The sequence below is a fragment of the Pseudomonas sp. Pc102 genome, from assembly GCF_018408275.1.
Taxonomy (GTDB): Bacteria; Pseudomonadota; Gammaproteobacteria; order Pseudomonadales; family Pseudomonadaceae; genus Metapseudomonas; species Metapseudomonas tohonis.
This window is the reverse complement of record NZ_AP021905.1, coordinates 2,210,287-2,229,825: the sequence shown is the minus strand read 5'-3', so window position 1 is coordinate 2,229,825 and position 19,539 is coordinate 2,210,287. Positions and strand designations below refer to the sequence as shown.

The window sequence follows — 19,539 nt, the reverse complement described above, 5'->3', positions numbered from 1 at the left end:
GAGAAGTGATTGCATACGCATTAATCTCGCACTCCCTTCATCCACCGAACCGTCGCCTGCCCGCCCATGAGCAAGTCGTCGCCCTTCCTGGCCCTCTACCTGCGCGAGCAGAACCGGCTGCTGCAGCTGATCCGACGCATCGTCGGTGACCGCAGCACGGCGGAGGACCTCGCCCAGGACACCTTCCTGCGGCTCTGGGACCGGGAGCTCGGCGATGGCGACCGCAGCCTGCTGTTCCGCACCGCGCAGAACCTCGCCCTGGACCACTTGCGGGCACGCCAGGTGCGCAGCCGCCATGCCCGGGAACAGGGCGACGAAGACGACACCATCGACCTGCAGCAGCAAGCCGAAGCGCACCAGGAATTCGAACACCTGCTGCGCCGCCTGCAAGGGCTGCCCCGTCGCTGCCAGCAAGTGTTCCTGCTCAGTCGCGTCGATGGCCTTTCCTATGCGAGCATCGCCGAGCGGCTCGGGGTCTCCCTGAGCACGGTGGAGAAGGACATCATCCGCGTCCTCCAGCATTGCCAGCGCACGGAGGGCTGACCCGGTGTCGCACCTTGTACTGACAGCCCCCTCGATTCGTGGAACGCAAGCAGAGTGAAGACCTCGCCCGAACAGCAAGCACGGCAGGATCGCCAGGACACGGCGACCCGCTGGTACGTGCGCCTGCAGAACCCGCAGTTGTCGGCGAGCGAACGCATGGACTTCCGCCACTGGCTGGACAGCGAACCGGCCAACGCCGAAGCCTTCCAGGCGGTGGAGCGGCTCTGGCAAAAACTCGGCGAGCCCGCCCGGCAACTCGCCGGCGATGGCTGGCACCGCCGTCGCCCGGTGAGGCGCCAGCACTGGCCGGCACTCGCCGCCGCCTGCGTGCTCGGCCTGGCGGTGGGCACGCTGTTCTGGCGCGACCCCGGCCTGCTGCAACGCTACGCGGCCGATTACGCCAGCGCCCCCGGCACCCAACAGCAACTGACCCTGGCCGACGGCAGCCACGTGCTGCTGGATGCCGACAGCGCCCTGGACCTGCACTTCAGCCCGGGCGAGCGCCGCGTCACCCTGCTGCGCGGCCGCGCCTGGTTCGACGTCAGCCACGACGCCAACCGCCCCTTCGTGGTGGAAAGCCCGGGGCTGCGCACCCGGGTGCTCGGCACCGCCTTCGCCGTCGACGCCGCCGGCCAGGCCGAGCGGGTCACGGTCAGCCGTGGCCGGGTCGAAGTGCGCGGCCCCGCCGCCGACTCGCTCATCACCCTGGCCCCCAACCAACAGGCCAGCCTCGACGGCACCGACCTGCACGGCCCGGAAACGGTCAACAGCGACCGCGCCCTGGCCTGGCAACGCGGGCTGCTGATCTTCGATCGCGCCAGCCTAGGCGAGGTGCTCGACAGCCTCCAGCACCTCGGCCATCCGCCCGTCGTGCTGCTCGATGAAGGCCTGCGCAACCAGCGTATTTCCGGCACCTTCCGCGCCAGCGACCCCCACGCTGTACTCAGCGCCCTGAGCACCGAACTGGGCCTGAAGACCACGCAGATCCCGGGGTTGGCGGTGGTGTTGCATCGCTGATGCAAAAAAATTGAAAAATCCTTGAGGGGTGTCCCGGTCTCGCCCGTTGTATCGGCAGTGAATAATTCGCATTTGCCGTTTTACGGGGGAGAACCACTGCATGACCAACCGACACCGCCTGGCCCGAACGCTGCTCGCCAGCGCCCTGCTCGCCACCATTGCCGCGCCCTTTCAGGCCCACAGCGCCCAAGCCGCCAGCGAGCAACGCCAGCCGCAATTCCAGTTCGATATCGCCAGCCAGCCGCTGCTCGACGCCCTCGGTGAGTTCACCGCCACCACCGGCATCGCCGTGCTGCGCACCACCGAAGAGCCACTCACCGGGCAAGCGCCGGCGCTGCGCGGCCGCTACACCGCCGACCAGGCCATGGGCATGCTCCTCCTGGGCAGCGGGCTGAACTTCCGCCACGGCGCGGGCAGCATCACCCTGGAACGCCCGAGCGGCGACGGCACCCTCGACCTGTCGCAGATCGACATCAACGCCAGCGGCCAGCAGTCCGCCCTGGGCCCGGTGAGCGGCTACGTGGCCACGGCCGCCGGCACCGCTACCAAGACCGACACACCGATCCTCGAAACGCCGCAATCCATCTCCGTGGTCACCCGCGACCAGATCAGCGACATCCACGCCCAGAGCCTGCGCGACGCCCTTGGCTACACCGCCGGGGTGATCGCCACCGAGGCCGATGACCGCCTCACCGACACCTTCGTCCTGCGCGGCTTCCAGATCAGCGGCAGCACCTTCCGCGACGGCATGCGCTACATGAGCAACATCTACGACGGCACCCAGGAGCCCTACGGCATGGAGCGCGTGGAAGTGCTGCGCGGCGCCTCCTCGGTACTGTTCGGCCAGGCCGCGCCGGGCGGCATCATCAACGTGGTGAGCAAGCTGCCGACCCGCGAGGAGCTGCACGAGATCAAGGCCGAAACCGGCAGCAACGACCGCCACCAGTTGGCCACCGACCACGCCGGCGCCCTGACCGACACCCTCAGCTACCGCTTCACCGCCCTGGAGCGCAAAAGCGACACCACCACCCACCACGTGCCGGACGACCGCACCTACATCGCCCCGTCCCTCACCTGGCAACCGGACGACGCCACCAGCCTGACCCTGCTCGCCACCTACCAGAAGAGCCGCACCGCCTACGTCTACGGCCTGCCCGCAGAAGGCACCGTGCGGCCCAACCCCAACGGCCATATCTCCCGCCACACCTTCACCGGCGAGCCGGGATACGACAAATCGGTGATCACCGCCTGGGATATCGGCTACCGCTTCGAGCACGCCTTCAACGACGACCTCAAGGTGCGCCAGAACCTGCGCTACTTCGAATCCGAGAACGACATGCCGTCGGTGTGGCTCGACCGCTTCATCGACCCGCAGATGACCACCGTCGCGCGTGGCGCCCAGGACCGCGTCGACGACTCACGCAACTTCGTCGTCGACACCCAGCTGGAAGCGCGCTTCCATCACGAACGCCTCGAGCAGACCGTATTGGCGGGCGTCGACTACGGCGATCGCCACCTGACGACCGACCGCTACGACTATGACCTGACCCCGCTGAATGTCTTCAACCCGGTCTACGGCGGCATCTTCACCCCCCTCGGCCCAGCGCCGTACAGCTCCAGGAACCGTACCCGCCAGAGCGGCGTGTACCTGCAGGACCAGATCAAGTTCGACGAGAAGTGGGTGCTGTTGCTCGGCGGCCGCCAGGACTGGGCCAAACAGAAGGAAGACGCGCTGTACGGCAACGACCGCTCACGCCAGGACAGCGACGCCTTCACCAAGCGCGTGGGCCTGGTCTACCTCGCCGACAACGGCCTGGCGCCCTTCGTCAGCTACAGCGAATCCTTCGAACCCCAGATCGGCACCTCCCACGCCGGCACCAAGTTCGACCCCACCGAAGGCGAGCAATACGAAGCCGGTATCCGCTACCAGCCGCCCGGCAGCAACGCCCTCTACTCCGCCGCGATCTACCAGTTGACCCGCAGCAACGTGCTGGCCACGGACCCCGTGAACAACGGCTTCCAGGTGCAGACCGGCGAGGTGCGCTCACGTGGCCTGGAACTGGAGGCCAAGGCCGACATCGGCGCCAACGCCAGCATCACCGCCTCCTACGCCTATACCAAGGCCGAAGTGACCCAGCAGACCACCAGCAGCGCAGCCGGCCAGAAGAGCGGCGGCATGCCGCGCAACATGTTCTCCGTGTGGGGCGACTACCGCTTCGGCCAGGTCGGGCCGGGCGAACTGCGCGCCGGTGCCGGCGTGCGCTACGTGGACGAGGTCCCCGGCCTGTTCGACACCAGCATCGTCGCGCCCTCCTACACCCTGGTGGACGCCATGCTCGGCTACGCCATGGGCCCCTGGGACCTCACCCTCAACGTCACCAACCTCACCGACGAGGACTACCTCACCTACACCTACGCCGCCTTCTACGGTGCTGAACGCCAGGTCACGGCCGGCGTCGCCTACCGCTGGTAAGCGCCCGGCCAATCGATCGCCCGAAACGACAGAGCCCGCACAAGCGGGCTCTGTTCATCTGCGGACCCATCGCTACTTGGTGAGGGCCGCCTGCTCGAAGACCTCATCGGCCCATTGATTGAGACTCTTGCCGGCCAGCTGTGCGGCGATGGTCGCGGCAGCATGCACCTCGGGGCGAATACGCGGCATCACCTTGCTGGATGCAGGCTTCTCCGGGCTCACGCCACGCTCGGCACAGTCGGCCAGGTAATTGTCGACCGCCAGCTGGAACTCCGCACGCAGCTGCGCCACGGAATCGGCGTGGAAACTGACGATGTCGCGAATCCCCAGCAACCGCCCCGCGAAGAGATCATCGCGATCATCGAACTCGATATGGGCCGTGTAGCCCTTGTAGCTCATGCTGTTCATGCCTCTACCCCCGCCCGCAAGAAAAACTCACGAGCTTCTTCCACCAGATATCTCCTGGCCTCTTTCCCTGGATGAGGACGATGGTCTGCGCCAATCGAGGCGCCCTAGCATGATATCGAGAGGGAGCCACGCGCCTTTAGACCTGAAAAGAGGTTCCTTGCTTTAGTCGAAAGTCTTATCCGGGACAAGGAAATAGCCCTACATAGACAGTGGCAATTTGCCTTCAAGCTGAGGCAATATTCGTACAGTTCGACTTTTGCTTGTCTGGAATGGAATCCCAATGACTTGGTGTTTGTCCCTTGATCTGGACGAAAGTGTCTACCCGCTTTCCGTCGTCCAACGCTCTGCCTACGCCCTGGCGGACACGCTGACGATTCTGATCAGCCGTCAGGAACAAACCCTGCTCCTGAGCATCTCGCCCTCCTCTACATGCTCGCCTGTTAGCCAGGAAGAAGCCCATACCCTGCTATTAAGGACGCTTAACGACTTCACGTTGCGAGAAGTCATTCGGCAAGAAACACGAGGCTTCCATGAACTGCTGGCGAGAGTGGCGCTACAAGAGAGCGGTGCACGTTGATGCCAACGGCCCTGATTGCCACCGACAGCCGCTATCGGCTCCTTCCCTTCCGCTTCATGCGGATGGAGGAAGCCCCACGGAACGATGTACTGATTACCTCAGACACAGGCGAGTACCTGTTCATCCCGGAAAGCCAGTTGCCAGCACTCATCCATCGGCAATTACCCCCGGATGCCCCGCTTTATAAGGACCTACTGGCCCGCCACTTCATTCACGAGCCAGGCATTCACGACCCTCTCCCGGAAATGGCCGCCCAGTACCGCAGTCGCAAGTCGTTTCTGTTCGGCGGTCCCGCCCTGCATCTGTTCGTCGTAACTCTGCGCTGCAACCATACCTGCCAGTACTGCCAGGTCTCACGCGCACCGCTGGCAGGCGCGGGGCATGACATGAGTGCCGAGCACGCCCACGATGCTGTGAATAGATTATTCGAGTCGCCCTCTCCCGTACTCACGGTCGAATTCCAGGGAGGAGAGCCTCTTTTGGCGTTCGACCGAATCCGCCAGGTAGTTGAGGAGGTGAGCGAACGAAATGAGCGAGAGCAACGCGATATCCAGTTCGTCATCACCAGCACCCTTCACCATCTCGATGACACCGTCATAGAGTTCGCCCAAAAACACCGCATCCAGTTCTCGACATCCCTGGACGGGCCCGCCTTTCTGCACAACGCCAACCGACCCACACCGACCCGAGATTCTCACGAGCGAACCCTGAAGGGCATCGAGTGGGTGCGTTCAGCCTTGGGCCACGATGCAGTTTCCGCGCTGACGACGCTGACCAGTAGAAGCCTCCAGCATCCTCGGGAGATCGTCGACGAATATGTGGAGCGGGGTTTCAACAGCATTTCGCTCAGGCCTTTGAGCCCCTATGGATTCGCCAGGAAGTCCAGTGAACGGCTCGACTATCCGATGCATCGATACATCGAGTTCTACAAGGAAGCACTGGGTTACCTGATCGAAATCAACCAACAGGGCACTTACCTGTCCGAGGGCTATGGCTCGCTGCTGCTGACCAACATCCTGACGCCATTCACCTCTGGTTACGTCGACCTACGCTCGCCCGCAGGCGCTGGTGTCGGCGCACTCGTCTACAACTACGACGGCGATGTCTACCCTTCGGACGAAGCCAGAATGCTGCTGGAGATGGGGGAAAACGGTTTGCGTCTAGGCAGCGTAAAAGACTCCCTGCCTACCCTGCTCCGCTCCCCTGTACTGGAGCTTCTTCTTTCTACAGGCGTTGCCGAGGCCCTGCCAGGCTGCACGGACTGCGCGCTGGTGCCCTACTGCGGAGCAGACCCCATCGAACATTACGCGCGCCAGGGCGACCCCATCGGACATCGTCGGTTCAGCTCGTTCTGTGAGAAGAACACAGCCTTGCTCACCCATCTTTTCAGATTGCTACGTGATGGAGATGAAAGTACGCAACGCGTCTTGTTGTCGTGGATGGCGAGACGGTCGCTGAACGACCTTCCGGCATCGGGATACAGGAGCTGAGCATGCTGCGCCTGGACACGCAATTCGAGATACGGAACCTCCATGCTCCCAGGTTGCTCAAGGTCATCACCCTGGATGAGCTGATCAAGTCCGGCACCAGCAGCTGTGCCGGAGATGCCTCGCTCGATGATCTGCTCCTCCATGTAGAAGATGCAGACATTCTGGACGAGCAGTTGCTCTCATCCCTTCCATTGGGCGGGCTGCTGATCGCAAAGGGTGAACTGCCTGCCGTCGACGAAGGCACTGTGCTGCTGTCCAACCCAATGGATGCGGATGTAGTGCGCCCAGGAGATGTCATCGCGCTGTCCCCAAACTCCCGGATGGTAAGAGTCCTGTACCGTCGCGGCGCCAACAGCAACCTGCTGTTCATGACTGATCGCTGCAACAGCTTGTGCCTGATGTGCTCGCAACCACCGAAAGAAGTCGATGACCGGTGGCATGTAGAAGAAAACCTGCGCCTGCTAGACCTCATCGATCCGTGTGAGGAGCAACTGGGTATCAGCGGCGGGGAACCCACGCTTTACAAGGACGGGCTCTTGGCGATTATCGAAAAAGCCAAGCGGGTCGTCCCGGACAAGCCACTTCATGTACTGAGCAATGGTCGATTGCTCGGTGATCCGACCTGGATCGCTGAGTTGAAACACATCGACCACCCGGCGCTTACTTGGGGAATCCCGCTCTATGGCGATACGGCGGACGACCATGACCATCTGGTCCAGGCCAAAGGAGCATTCAGTGAAACCATGCGCGGCATCTACAACCTCGGCCGCGCGGGCCAACGCATAGAAATCCGCGTGGTCCTCAATCAACTGACCACTCCACGGCTCCCGCAGTTGGCTCACTTCATTTTCAGGAATATGCCCTTCGTCGAACATGTCGCGCTGATGGGCATCGAGAATACTGGGTTAGCCAAGAAGAACCACCAGGCACTGTGGATCGATCCGCTGGACTATCAGGACACACTGAGCAGCGCCTGCCACTTCCTTGAAGTGCGAGGCATGAATGTTTCGCTCTACAACCTCCCACTTTGCGTGCTGAAGCCATCGCTAATGCCCTTCTATCGGCGAAGCATCTCTGACTGGAAAAATCTGTTCATCGAAGAATGCGATGGCTGTTCAGCGACCACGCACTGTGCGGGCTTCTTCAAGTCGCACTCGCAGCGCTGGCAAAGCCGAGGCATCCACCCGCTGAGTCGGGATGAACTGAGCCACTACACAAGGAGCATGTCGTGAAACTACTTGATCGCTGGAAACTGCTTATCGGCCAAACCATGGCGCTACTTCCCGCAGTCGGCGCACCCGTCGTACAGGCAGGGCAACACGGGCTGACCTTCGACGATCTTTCATACAACACCAACCACGAACCCCCTGTATTCAAGAACACCTTGAACGCCGAGAACGCCGAGAACCTCTACGCGGCCCACCGTTCACACAGCTCTCATCGCTCCCACAGTTCACACAGCTCCCATAGCTCGCACTACAGCGGATCGAGCAGCTACAGCTCACCGCGTACGTATTCGTCACCGACACCAAGCACGACATACAGCAGTCCAAGCTACAACGGCAGCTCCAGCTCAGGCTATAGCTCAAGCCTTTCCAGCCCAACCACATCGCAAACAACTACGGCCCCTAGAACACGCCCCGCAGCAGACGACCTTTCGCAGATGATCGTCCGCGTGCAGATGGCACTCATGGTCAAGCAGTACTACAGCGGCGCCATCGATGGTGTGCTCGGGAAAAGTACTCGAGGTGCACTGATGGCCTTCCAGATGGACTCGGGCCTGGAAATCAACGGACGCATGGATACGCCAACACTCAACGCCCTAGGTGTCGCGATTCGCTAACTCCACTTAACCAAGGACGATCACCCCATGCTGCGCCCCATCTCCGTTCTGCTCCTCACCCTGGCAGCCACTACCACCTTCGCCGGCACGCTCACCGAGCAGTTCGAAAAGTCCTTGCGCAGCACGGTGCTGAACTGGACCAGCGACACCCAACTCGAAGGCCCCGCCGGGCTCAACGCCACCGTACTCGTGCCGAAAGACGGCAAGGCCAGCTTCGCCACGCTTGCGATCGTCCACCGCACCCGCACGCCCGTCATGGAGCCGTGCGGGGAAATCACCTGGAAGGTCGATGGCACCGTCGCCAACGAAGGCTACGGCGAGCTGCAGGTCGACGACGAAACCTCCAGCGAGAAGGTGGTGATGACAGTGGACCTCGGCCTGTTCAAGACCCTCGCCACCGGCGGGAAGGTGGAGTTCAGCAGCTGCGGGCTGGAAGGCACGGTGAGCGAGGCGGACCAGAAGGGGTTGCAGGCGATTCTTGGCAAGATCTAGCGGCATGCCCGACTCAGCGTAGGTTGGCGCCGAGTGCAGCGAGGCCCAACGGTGGGGGTTGGCTTCAGGAATGAGTCGAATCTCAATGCAGGTGAATCCGCTGTTACCTTACAGAACGAACCAAGCACTGGTCATCGCCTACTCCATAGCAACCGCACACCTTTGAATCACTCACGTCGGCTGGGAGTTAGTAAGCCTGCCAGCCCACCAGCCGCAGCTGACCCAATGGCCACAAGCCCATCCGGAATATCCATTTTGACAAAGCTGAGGCTCCAAAGGGCCAGGATGGTCAGCAATACCGCTACCCCGAGAATCCAGATGGCCCACCGGAAGGTCCAGCGGTCACTGGCCGGGGTGCTCTTGCGCAGTTCGTCGATGAGTATCTTCTTCTCCTCGGTCGACAAACTTGCATCAGTTACAACGACCCTCATCAAGTCATACAACTCGGTGGACTGGGAAGTTATGGATCGGGCGGTACCAGTCGCCGTCGGGCTAGAAGCCAACACATCCGATGCCTGGGTGATCTGCTCGTCCATGAAGAATCCTCGCTGTTGAAAAGCACAAACTGCGTGTACCGAAAGGCTGGCTCGACCCTTTTTAAGTCTGGCGATTAGAAAACCAGTGTGGTGCTTCCAAGCGCGTCGCCCTTGCGTTCATAGAACGACACCACGACAGACGTCTGGTCGACTTCGATACGCGCGAAGTTGTCTTTGGAGTGCATCTCCGAAGTAAGAGCGCCGACGTAGCGGTGGTTCCCCTTGCCCTTCAGTACCTCACCAAAACCGAAGCTTGATTGGCGCATATGCGGCAGAGGCCAGAAGAACGAGGAGGAAACGATCTGGTGCACGAGGAAGTCGTCGTCTCCTACCAGGCGCAGTTCACTGGTGAACGAACAGTGCACATCACCGGAAACGAAGACCACTTTCCTGATCCGCTTGCTGTGAATGAAGTCGAGGATCTGCTGGCGTTGTTCAGGGAATGCATCCCACTTGTCGTTCTTGTCGCTCTTCATATCGGGGAACATCGGCACCGAGGTCACAATGAACTTGACGTTCCCAGAGCCATCATCCAGCCATTTGAGCAGCGCGCTCATTTGCCTGTCGTTGACCATTCTTCGAGCGCCCGCCTCGAGTACCCGCTCGGTCCGAGCATCCATGACAAACCAGTCGGCGCAGCCGTCCCGGAAGCTGTACCAGAAATGCGAGAGCGTCCCCTCGATACGCTCGCCATGGCTAGGAAAAAGTGGACTGTGGCTGCACTGGTAAATCTGGTAGGCATGCATTGCCCAGATGTACTTCGAAGTCCGGTCACTGCTCGTGGCGTCAACCGGCCAGTTGTCCTCGATTTCGTGGTCATCGAGGATCATGTAGGTCGGTACTCTCGCCATGAGCTTGCGTATGTATTCCTGCGCGAAAACAGCTCGATAACGCTCAAGGAATTGATCCAGGGTCTGGTCCGGTGCCAGCCCCTTGAGGTCGTCCGCGTAGATCTGATCGCCGATCATCAACAATGCATCGACGGATTGGCCACCGGCGATCTGCTCCAGAACAGAACGGAAGGCTTTGTCGCCCCGATCATCAAAGAAGTTGCCACCGAATAGCCGCAGTACATAGCGGCAGGAACCCACGATGTAGCGGCGCGGGGCTGTATCCCCCGATGGACCCGTCGTGAAGCTCAGTGTGAAATCCGGTTCTGGAGCCGGCCATTGCAGATCGCCGGCAAGGGCCTGGACGCCTTCCAACTCAGCCTCGGCAAAGAACCAACCGACCTGGTACTCGTACAAGGTCTCAGGGGCGAGCCCCTGAATCACGAATACGCAACTGAAGTCGAAGATAGGAGAGAGCTTGTTGAAGATGGGCAAGGACCAGGTGGCGCTCCCTGCCTGGCGCCAACGCAAAGCCCCAAAACAGCGCCGCTGATCCTGTCCGAGCACCTCTTTCCCAGCCCTAATGAAGACACGTGTCTCGTCGGGGCCGGTCGCTCCGACAATAGGTCCAACGCTTGGCCAATTCAGTTTCATTGCACGCTCCCTGTGAAGTATTCCATCACCACTGTGTGCCAGTTGATGCACTGGATATAGGAATAGTCGCTTATTGGCACATTGCCAGCAGAGCGAATGGTGGGAGCAATATGAGCTTTAAGCGCCGTAGGTTGGCGCCGAGCGTAGCGAGGCCCAACGGGGCAAGGCTCGGCCTGGCTCGTTGGGCTTCGTGCCTCAGCCCAACCTACAAGAGCGGCCTTCTGCGCCCATCAGCCCCACGGCAACTCCACCCGCGCGCGCAGGCCGCCTTCGGGGCGGTTGTGCAGGTGCAGTTCGCCGCCGTGTTCGCGGGTGATGGCGCGGGCGGGCATTGCACTCCCGCCAACCCCGGGGGCCTTCATGCCGAACCCGCGAACCGGTGCTTGACCGGAAGGGAAGCGGAACGACAGTCTGCAAACTCTTCTCATTCAAAGACTGGTAGGAATACACATGTCCCGGCTCCCCGCCCCGCTGGATCGCTTGCCCTTCCCCGTCATCGGCTCGCCGCTGTTCATCATCAGCAACCCGAAACTCGTGATCGAACAGTGCAAGGCCGGCGTGGTCGGCTCGATGCCGGCACTCAACGCGCGCCCCGCCTCGCTGCTGGAGGACTGGCTGGCGGAGATCACCGAGACGCTGGACGCCTACAACCGCGCGAACCCCGACAACCCGGCGGCGCCCTTCTCGATCAACCAGATCGTGCACAGGAGCAACGACCGCCTGGAGCACGACATGGAGCTTTGCGTTAAGTACAAGGTGCCGATCGTCATCACCTCGCTGGGGGCCCGCGAGGACATCTACGCCGCCGCGCATTCCTATGGCGGCGTGGTGCTGCATGACGTGATCAACAACGCCTTCGCCCGCAAGGCGGTGGAGAAAGGCGCGGATGGCCTGATCGCGGTCGCCACCGGTGCCGGCGGCCATGCCGGGGTGAAGAGCCCGTTCGCGCTGATCCAGGAGATCCGCCAATGGTTCGACGGCCCGCTGGCCCTCTCCGGCGCCATCGCCACCGGCGGTGCCATCCTCGCGGCCCAGGCGATGGGCGCCGACTTCGCCTACATCGGCTCGGCCTTCATCGCCTGCGAGGAAGCCAACGCCACCGAGGGCTACAAGCGCGCCATCGTCGAGTGCTCGTCCGATGACATCGTCTACAGCAACCTCTTCACCGGCGTACACGGCAACTACCTCAAGCCCTCGATCCTCGCGGCCGGGCTGGACCCGGACAACCTCGCCGAAAGCGACCCGAGCAAGATGAATTTCGGCAGCAGCGAGGCCAAGGCCTGGAAGGACATCTGGGGCTGTGGCCAGGGCATCGCCCCGATCGACAAGGTGCAGAAGGCGGCGGAGTACATCGCCCAGCTCAAGCGCGAATATGCCGAGGCCAGGGCGCGGCTGTTGTCGGCCTGATCACAGTCCGTTTCCGTAGCCCGGACTTCAGTCCGGGGCAATCCACGCGCTGAAGCACGGGCCATGTGCCCACCGAAGCTCCGGTACAAGGCTCAACCCCGCACGTTGGGCCTCGTGCCTCGGCCCAACCTACATCTCTCCCCCTCAAACCCTCGGCCAGAGCACCGGGAACAGGCGGTGCTCCATCGGTGCGCCGGCTGCCAGTTCGTCCGCCAGCCCTGGGAACTCCGGGGAGGTGTTCCAGGGCCTGGGGGCGTGGAGCATGTCTTCACCGAGAAAGCGCAGGGAGAAGGCGCGGCGTCGGCGGTTGCCGCCCACGCCGCCGGAGCCGTGGAGGGTGAGCATGTGGAAGAACACCGCGTCGCCCGGCTCCAGCTCCCAGCCGAGGATGTTCCAGCGGGAGCGGTCGGCTTCGATATCCGGCAGGTCGGCCAGGGAGCCTTCGGGAAACCAGCGGGCCTGGTTATCGAGGAAGGTGCGCGGCATGAGCCAGGGGCCGAGGTGGGAGCCGGCGACGAACTCCAGCGTGGAGGCGCGCGCCACCGGGTCGACGGGCATCCACATGCTGCAGTTCTGCCGGCCCTCGACGTTGTAGTAGGGCTGGTCCTGGTGCCAGGGCGTGCGCTGGCGGGTGTTGGGTTCCTTGACCAGCAGGTGGTCGTGGTAGAGACGCGCGGTGCCGCCGCCCATGAGCTGCGAGGCGACCGAGCCGACGCGGCTCTCGAAGATGAAGCGGCGGTATTCGTCGAATTCCCGCCAGTTGCAGAAGTCCTCGAAGAACCAGCCCGGGTCGTCAGGACGGCTGGCGACCTTGGCACGCTCGCTGGGGTTGGCGAGGTTGCGCTCGATGCCCTGCCTGAGCAGCGCCACCTCCTGGGCCTTGAAGAGTTGGCGCACGCAGATGGCGCCGTCGCGGTGGAAGTCTTCGATCAGCGAATGGGGTAGCTCGAATTCGTAGCGGTGCCGGGTCATGGCGGTTTCCTTTGCGTGCGTGATCAGGGACGAAGGGTCGATGCAGCGTCGGCCGGCTCGTCGCCAGGCCCCTTCATCAGGTAGGCGATGCCGAGGAGCATGAGCCAGAGGCCGCCGATATAGAGCGCGGTGCGGGTGTCGGGGAAGCTCGCCATCACGGCGAAGACGAACAGCATGAAGGCGATCGCCAGGTACTGCCCCCAGGGCCAGAACGGCACCGGGAAGCGCAGCGCGGCGACCTCCTCCGCGTCGAGCCGACGGCGCATGGCGACCTGGGATAGGAGGATCATCAGCCACACCCAGACCACGGCGAAGGTCACCAGGGAGGCGAACAGCAGGAACAGCTCGTTGGGCAGCAGGTAGTTGAGCAGCACGCCGACGAGCAGCGCGAGGGTCATCACCAGGACCGTCATCCAGGGCACGCCGGCAGGCGAGAGCCGGGCGAAGGACGCCGGCGCCTGGCCATTGCCGGCCATGCCGTAGAGCATGCGGCCGGTGCAGAAGATGTCGCTGTTGATGGCGGAGATGGCCGCCGAGATCACCACCAGGTTGAGGAGGGTGGCGGCGGCGTCGATGCCCAGCCCGCTGAATATCTGCACGAAGGGGCTGCCCTGGCTGCCGATCTTCGGCCAGGGGTAGATGGCCATCAGCACCAGCAGGGTCAGCACGTAGAACAGCAGGATGCGCAGCGGCACCGAGTTGATGGCCTTGGGGATCATGCGTTGCGGGTCCTGCGCTTCACCGGCGGTGAGGCCGATCACCTCGATGCCGCCGAAGGCGAAGATGACGATGGTGAAGGACGCCACCATGCCCTCCAGCCCATTGGGGAAGAAGCCGCCATGGGCCCAGAGGTTGGCGAAGGAGGCCACCCCGCCCGCATCGCCCAGGCGGATGCCGAACACCAGCACCGTGAACCCGGCGAGGATCATCGCGACGATGGCCACGACCTTGAGCAGCGAGAGCCAGAACTCCAGCTCGCCGAACACCCGCACGTTGCACAGGTTGATCGCGGCGATGACGAAAACGATGCCCAGCACCCAGACCCAGCGTGGCGTATCGGGAAACCACAGGCCCATGTAGATGCCGAAGGCGGTGACGTCGGCGAGGCACACCATCAGCATCGAGAAGACGTAGGTCCAGCCGGTGAGAAAGCCGGCGAAGCGCCCCAGGTAGCGGTTGGCATAGTGGCCGAACGAGCCGGCCACCGGCGTGCGCACGGCCATCTCGCCCAGGGCGCGCATCATCAGGTACACCGCCGCGCCGGCGATCAGGTACGCCAGCAGCACCGAGGGGCCGGCGCGCTGGATGGCCGCCGCCGAACCGTAGAACAGCCCCGTGCCGATGGCGGAGCCGAGGGCCATGAAGCGGATATGCCGGGCATTGAGCCCACGGCGCATTGTCGAGTTCTGCATTGCGTTACCCCTTTCTTGTTGTTCGTGTAGCGCAGGCCTGCATGCCCCCCGTTGCCGGCCCCGCCCTAGCGCCCGTACCACCCCCAGGGCTCCTCGCTGATGTATTCGGTCACCTGCTTCACCTCCAGGTAGTTGTCGAGCCCCCAGGGGCCCAGCTCGCGGCCGAGGCCGCTGAGGCGGGTGCCGCCCCAGGGGGCCTGGACGAGGGCCGGTTGCGAGCAGTTGATCCAGGCCACGCCGACCCGCAGTTGCCCGGCGACGCGGCGGGCGCGGTCCAGGTCGGTGCTCATCACGGCGGCGGCGAAGCCGTAGAGGCTGTCGTTGGCCATCGCCACGGCCTGCTCCTCGGTGCCGAAGCGCTTCACGCTCAGCACCGGCCCGAGGATTTCGTGGCGCCAGAGGGGGCTGCCGGTGTGGGGCTCGTCGAAGATCGTGGGCTCGATGAAGTAGCCGATGTGCAAGCCCGGCGGGCGGCGGCCGCCGATGAGCAGGCGCGCGTCCTGCCGGCCCTGGGCGATGACCTCCATCACCTGGCTGTAGCGGGCCGCGCTGACCAGCGGCCCCATCTGCACGCCCGGCTCGGTGCCGGGGCCAATGCAGATATCGCGCACGGCCTCCACCAACCGCTCCAGCAAGCGTTCGGCGATGCCCTGCTGCACCAGCAGCCGAGAGGTGGCGCTGCCGGCCTGGCCCTGGTTGCGGAAGATGCCGTACAGGGCCCACTCCACGGCGGCATCGAGATCGGCGTCGTCGAAGACGATGAGGGAGGATTTGCCGCCCAGCTCCAGGGTCGGGTTGTTGAAGTCGGCAGCGGTATCGGCCACCAGCCTGGCGCCGGTGATCAGCCTCCCGGAGAAGGCCAGCTTGTCCACCTCCGGGTGCTGCGCCAGGGCCTGCCCCGTCTCGTGGCCACGGCCGGGCACGATGTTCAGCACGCCCGGCGGCAGGCCCACCGCATGGGCGGCGTGGCCCAGTTGCAAGGCGGTCAGCGGGGTCAGCTCCGAGGGTTTGAGCACGCAGGTGGCGCCCGCCGCCAGGGCCGGTGCCACCTTGCGGGCGGCCATGAGCAGGGGGAAGTTCCAGGGCACGATCAGCGCGGCCACGCCCACCGGCTCGTGGCGGATGCGGCAGCTGAAGCGTGGGTCGTCCAGCGCCAGGGGCTGCTCCTGGCGCTCGTCCAGTTCGCAGGCCAGCCCGGCGTAGTAGCGGAAGCAGGCGATGGCCTCGGCGACATCCTGCCGGGCCTCGGGCAGCGGCTTGCCGTTGTCGAGTACCTCCAGCAGGGCCAGCTCCTCGGCACGGCGTTCGAGGTCATCGGCCATGGCCTCCAGGAAGCGTGCACGCACGGCACCCCGGGTGTGGCCCCATTCCCCCTCGAAGGCACGGCGCGCGGCCTGCACCGCCAGGTCCACCTCCTCGATGCCGGCCGCCGACACCTCCTGCAGGGTCATTTCAGTGGCGGGGTTGATGCTGCTCAAGCGGTTGGGACGGCTCGGGCGGACCCAGCAGCCATCGATGTAGAGCGTTGCCTCGTTCATGGTGGTTCCTTCACTCATGGGCCTGCGTGGGCCCTGGCTGTGGGCGTCGCCCGGGGCAGGCCCCCGGCGACGCGCGGTGGCGGCGACATTCAGCACCGCCCACTCCCCTCCGGCCTCGCCAGAGGAGTGCTCGGCCGAGGTGGACCGCTGGCGAGCCGGGTAGAAAGGCGGCCGACGCAAAAGAGCGCGCGCCGGCCGGTCGGGAAGCGTCATTCCGGAGCCACGTTCAGCAAGGCGCGGCGGCGATAGCCCAGCACCGCCAGCGCCAGGCTGGCCACCAGCACCGGCACCGCGAGCCAGAGGAAGAAACCCGGCAGGCTGCCTGCCTGGGCGAACAGCCAGGCGCCCAGCATGGAGCCGACGATGGACCCGGCGCGCCCCGCCGAGAGCGCCCAGCTCACGCCCGTGGCCCGGGCATCCACCGGGTACAGCGTGGCGGCGACGATGCTCAGGTTGGCCAGCAGCCCGCTGAGGCCGAAGCCCGCGATGAACACCATCAGCATCAGCTCCCTGGCGCTGCCCAGCTGCGCGCCAATCATCCCCAGGGCCAGCGCCGAGAACGCCGCCTGCAACGGCAGCACCCAGCGCGGCCCGACGCGGTCCAGCACCAGCGCCATGGCGAGGCTGCCGAGCACCCCGCCCATGGGAATCATCGAGGCGATATGCGCCGACTCGCTCGCTCCGTAGCCGCTGGAACGGAGGATGGTGGGCAGCCAGTTGGTCAGCAGGTAGAACACGAAGAGCCCGCAGAAGAAGGTCAGCCACAGCATCAGCGTGCGCAGCACCCGTTCCCGCTGGAACAGGACGGACACCGGCGAGCGCGGCTGCTCGGGCAGGTCGCCCACCAGGATCGCGCCGCGCCAGCTGTCCCTGCCGCCAATGGCGGTGACCAGGCGCAACAGCGCCTTGCGCTGGCGCTTGTGGCCCACCAGGAAGTACAGCGACTCCGGCAGCCAGCGCATCAGCACCGGCACCAGGACCAGCGGCGCCAGGCCGCCGAGGGCGAGCATCCCCTCCCAGCCCAGCGCCGGCATCAACCAGGCCGCCACGCTGCCACCCAGGGCCAGGCCGAGGATGAACCCCGAATAGCTCAGGGTGGCCAGCAGCATCCGCCGGCGCCGTGGGGAATACTCCGATGACAGGGTGATGCAGTTGGGCAGCACGCCGCCCAGGCCGATGCCGGTGACGAAGCGCAACACCACCAGTTGCCCCAGCCAGGTGGAGAACGCCGCCGCCAGCGTGCCCAGGGCGAACACCAGGATGCCGGCGAGCAACACGCGCTTGCGCCCGAAGCGATCGGCCAGCGGCCCGCAGCACACCGCCCCCAGCAACATGCCGAACAGCCCTGCGCCGAAGGCCGGCGCCAGCTCGCTGCGCTCAAGCCCCCACTCGAGGATCAGCTCCGGCGCGACGTAGCCGATCACGGCCGTGTCGAAGCCATCCAGCAACACGATGAGAAAACACAGGACCAGTACCCGCACCTGCAACCAGGAGAGCGGGCTGTCGTCGATGATGTCCGCTATACGCACGATTTTCGGCATGAAGGCTTCTCCCTGAAGCGAGCCCCGAATGGGCGAAAGCGACGCTAGCAATGCAGGGAGAACGGGGGCTATGGCGTGGGCGGTAGAGAGGCGATGGCGGGGATGTAAGGCGCGATGCGGGTGGCGTTGGAAACACGGACACACACGGAAGGGGCACCTGCCAGAGCGGAGGCGGAAGTCCGCACACGACAGACCCGCCGCACGCTAAGCGATGGGCCCGCCAATGCAGCGCTCGAAGATTCGCTCAAGGCCCCGGTAGTCACAGAACACAGCCTCGATGTTGGCCCGCAGCCACTCGTCCGCCTCTGCCGACCACCAGCTGATTTCATAGCCCGCATTGACGATGAGGTGTTCGAAGAGAATGCGCTGGGCACGACCGTCGCCATCACGAAAGGGGTGGATCACGTTCAGGTCGCCAAAGTACTCAGCCGCCGCAATCACCAGGTCGTCACGGGGCAACCCCTCCAGCCAGGAGGCCTTCTCCAGGGCCGCGAAGATCTTGCCGGCTTCAGGTTCTATGCGCTGCTGGACGCAGAAGTGAGTATCGCCTTTGGAGATATCCAACGTTCTGAGCTCGCCAGCCCAGTCATAAACATCCGCAAACAGTTGCCGATGGATTCGCTGAAGTGCTGCCAGGTCATAGGGGGGGAGTGCGAATTCGATTTCGCTGGCAGCGATCTCGGAGAGGGAGCGTTCGGCTCGGTTCAGAGCCACGTCGCTGGTCAGACCCAGGCGATTGCGCAGGACCCGGGTGGCGGGGTAGCAGTACGGGTCCTGGCCCGTACCGTACTTGTCGACCATCAGTCTTGCCTGGAGCGGTAGGCACTCAGTACGGACTCACGTGAGGGCAGCTTTCGCTCGCCATCGGCTGGCGTGGTCTCGAACCCTTCCAGGCGCAGGCTGGCCGCGTAGTTGGACCGGCGCGCCTTGGCGTAATAAGCCCTCTTGGCTTGCAGGGACGGCGTTGGCATCGGTGAACCTCCTGTCAGCAACCGCCCGATCATAGCGGATCGCCCCACGCTTCTCCGCACCCGTTGGCGGCGTCCGCTCTCATGGCAAGCCCTCTACCCTCTTCCCCTGATCCGCCTCAGAAGCGCTCGTCCGCCATCGCCGGCAGCACCAGCTCGCGCACGAAGGACGCCGTCGACAGGCGCAACGATGCGTCGACCAGGGTGACCACGTCGTGCACCGGGATCAGTTGCCCCTCCCCTCGTGCCGCCGCCTCATCCAGCGGAGTGGCGAGGCCGTCATCGGTATTCAGGTAGCCCAGTTGCAGCACCGTCACCGCCAGCCGCTGCTCGCGGAAGCCCTCGCGCAATGCATCGGCCATCCCGTTCAGCGCGGACTTGGAGGCACCGAACGCCACCTCGGGCCGCCCGCTGCGATGCAGGGCGGAGGTGGAGCCGGTGAGGATCAGCTGCGGCCTGGCAGAGCCGAGCAGCCGCGGCACCAGGCGCTTGAGCAACAACAGCGTGGCGGTGATGTTCACCTCCACCAACCTGGCGAGCGTCTCATCGCTGTCGTTCAGGAAGTCGTACCCCTCGCTGAAGGCCTGCGGCTCCCAGATGCCGATGTTGCAGATGAGCACATCGAGCTCCGCCGGTGCCTGGGCCTCGATATGCGCCACGGCCACCTTCGGCTCGGCCAGGTCGGCTTCGATCCACTGGATGTCGACGCCTGCGGCGACCGCCAGCCGATCCGGCCGGCTGCGCGACACGCCCACGATCCGGTCCCCCGGCTTGCCCAGCCCCTCCACCAACGCACGACCCAGGCCCCGGCTGGCGCCTATCACCATCATCTTCACAA

19 protein-coding genes are annotated in these 19,539 nt (G+C 64.3%); 9 read left to right on the top strand and 10 right to left on the bottom strand.

Annotated features, from left to right (window positions below; all coding sequences use genetic code 11):
* Positions 1-66 precede the first annotated feature (66 nt).
* The 3 genes from PHLH3_RS10350 (at position 67) to PHLH3_RS10340 (ending at position 4,033) form a co-directional block, all read left to right on the top strand.
* Positions 67-543 carry a sigma-70 family RNA polymerase sigma factor gene (locus tag PHLH3_RS10350; protein ID WP_213629122.1) on the top strand — a complete coding sequence of 159 codons (477 nt, stop codon included), beginning with the start codon at positions 67-69 and terminating at the stop codon, positions 541-543.
* Between the two features lie 54 nt (positions 544-597).
* On the top strand, positions 598-1,560 hold the full coding sequence (locus PHLH3_RS10345) for a FecR family protein (protein ID WP_213629121.1): 963 nt from the start codon (positions 598-600) through the stop codon (positions 1,558-1,560).
* A gap of 100 nt (positions 1,561-1,660) precedes the next feature.
* On the top strand, positions 1,661-4,033 hold the full coding sequence (locus tag PHLH3_RS10340; RefSeq protein WP_213629120.1) for a TonB-dependent siderophore receptor: 2,373 nt from the start codon (positions 1,661-1,663) through the stop codon (positions 4,031-4,033).
* Between the two features lie 72 nt (positions 4,034-4,105).
* Here the strand turns inward: PHLH3_RS10340 and PHLH3_RS10335 are convergent, their stop codons facing one another.
* Positions 4,106-4,441, bottom strand: a complete 336-nt coding sequence (locus tag PHLH3_RS10335) for a type II toxin-antitoxin system HicB family antitoxin (RefSeq protein WP_213629119.1) — start codon at positions 4,439-4,441, stop codon at positions 4,106-4,108.
* A gap of 292 nt (positions 4,442-4,733) precedes the next feature.
* Between PHLH3_RS10335 and hxsD the strand changes: the two genes are divergently transcribed.
* Genes hxsD through PHLH3_RS10310 form a run of 5 tightly spaced genes read left to right on the top strand, consistent with a single transcriptional unit; the run spans position 4,734 to position 8,843 of the window.
* Positions 4,734-5,018, top strand: a complete 285-nt coding sequence (gene hxsD / locus PHLH3_RS10330; protein ID WP_244863008.1) for a His-Xaa-Ser system protein HxsD — start codon at positions 4,734-4,736, stop codon at positions 5,016-5,018.
* Positions 5,018-6,508 (top strand): His-Xaa-Ser system radical SAM maturase HxsB, encoded by a 1,491-nt coding sequence (hxsB, locus tag PHLH3_RS10325; protein ID WP_213629117.1) that lies wholly within the window; start codon positions 5,018-5,020, stop codon positions 6,506-6,508. Before hxsD ends, hxsB begins: the two co-directional genes overlap by 1 nt.
* A 2-nt stretch (positions 6,509-6,510) precedes the next feature.
* Positions 6,511-7,740 carry a His-Xaa-Ser system radical SAM maturase HxsC gene (gene hxsC / locus PHLH3_RS10320; protein ID WP_213629116.1) on the top strand — a complete coding sequence of 410 codons (1,230 nt, stop codon included), beginning with the start codon at positions 6,511-6,513 and terminating at the stop codon, positions 7,738-7,740.
* Positions 7,737-8,351, top strand: coding sequence for a His-Xaa-Ser repeat protein HxsA (gene hxsA, locus PHLH3_RS10315; protein ID WP_213629115.1), 615 nt, complete (start codon positions 7,737-7,739; stop codon positions 8,349-8,351). Before hxsC ends, hxsA begins: the two co-directional genes overlap by 4 nt.
* A 27-nt stretch (positions 8,352-8,378) precedes the next feature.
* Positions 8,379-8,843: a hypothetical protein gene (locus PHLH3_RS10310; protein ID WP_213629114.1), complete on the top strand. Its 465-nt coding sequence runs from the start codon at positions 8,379-8,381 to the stop codon at positions 8,841-8,843.
* A gap of 167 nt (positions 8,844-9,010) precedes the next feature.
* Here the strand turns inward: PHLH3_RS10310 and PHLH3_RS10305 are convergent, their stop codons facing one another.
* Positions 9,011-9,379, bottom strand: coding sequence for a hypothetical protein (locus PHLH3_RS10305; RefSeq protein ID WP_213629113.1), 369 nt, complete (start codon positions 9,377-9,379; stop codon positions 9,011-9,013).
* Positions 9,380-9,453: 74 nt separating this feature from the next.
* Positions 9,454-10,863, bottom strand: coding sequence for an alkaline phosphatase D family protein (locus PHLH3_RS10300; RefSeq protein WP_213629112.1), 1,410 nt, complete (start codon positions 10,861-10,863; stop codon positions 9,454-9,456).
* A 450-nt stretch (positions 10,864-11,313) separates the two neighbouring features.
* On the opposite strand from PHLH3_RS10300, the gene PHLH3_RS10295 reads away from it, so the two are divergent.
* Complete coding sequence (locus PHLH3_RS10295; protein ID WP_213629111.1) at positions 11,314-12,270, top strand: nitronate monooxygenase family protein; 957 nt, start codon at positions 11,314-11,316, stop codon at positions 12,268-12,270.
* 144 nt (positions 12,271-12,414) lie between these two features.
* Here the strand turns inward: PHLH3_RS10295 and PHLH3_RS10290 are convergent, their stop codons facing one another.
* The 7 genes from PHLH3_RS10290 to PHLH3_RS10260 form a co-directional block, all read right to left on the bottom strand.
* Entirely contained in the window at positions 12,415-13,242 is an 828-nt protein-coding gene (locus tag PHLH3_RS10290; RefSeq protein WP_213629110.1) for a phytanoyl-CoA dioxygenase family protein, read from the bottom strand.
* A gap of 23 nt (positions 13,243-13,265) precedes the next feature.
* Positions 13,266-14,654: an amino acid permease gene (locus tag PHLH3_RS10285; protein WP_213629109.1), complete on the bottom strand. Its 1,389-nt coding sequence runs from the start codon at positions 14,652-14,654 to the stop codon at positions 13,266-13,268.
* 65 nt (positions 14,655-14,719) lie between these two features.
* Positions 14,720-16,192 (bottom strand): aldehyde dehydrogenase family protein, encoded by a 1,473-nt coding sequence (locus tag PHLH3_RS10280; RefSeq protein ID WP_213629108.1) that lies wholly within the window; start codon positions 16,190-16,192, stop codon positions 14,720-14,722.
* Between the two features lie 209 nt (positions 16,193-16,401).
* A complete protein-coding gene (locus tag PHLH3_RS10275) occupies positions 16,402-17,733 on the bottom strand; it encodes an MFS transporter (protein ID WP_213629107.1) in 1,332 nt (443 codons plus the stop codon).
* A gap of 204 nt (positions 17,734-17,937) precedes the next feature.
* On the bottom strand, positions 17,938-18,534 hold the full coding sequence (locus tag PHLH3_RS10270; RefSeq protein WP_213629106.1) for a putative adenosine monophosphate-protein transferase Fic: 597 nt from the start codon (positions 18,532-18,534) through the stop codon (positions 17,938-17,940).
* Positions 18,534-18,704, bottom strand: coding sequence for a YhfG family protein (locus tag PHLH3_RS10265; protein ID WP_111262206.1), 171 nt, complete (start codon positions 18,702-18,704; stop codon positions 18,534-18,536). Before PHLH3_RS10265 ends, PHLH3_RS10270 begins: the two co-directional genes overlap by 1 nt.
* 116 nt (positions 18,705-18,820) lie before the next feature.
* On the bottom strand, positions 18,821-19,537 hold the full coding sequence (locus tag PHLH3_RS10260; protein WP_213629105.1) for an SDR family oxidoreductase: 717 nt from the start codon (positions 19,535-19,537) through the stop codon (positions 18,821-18,823).
* Positions 19,538-19,539: the final 2 nt, after the last annotated feature.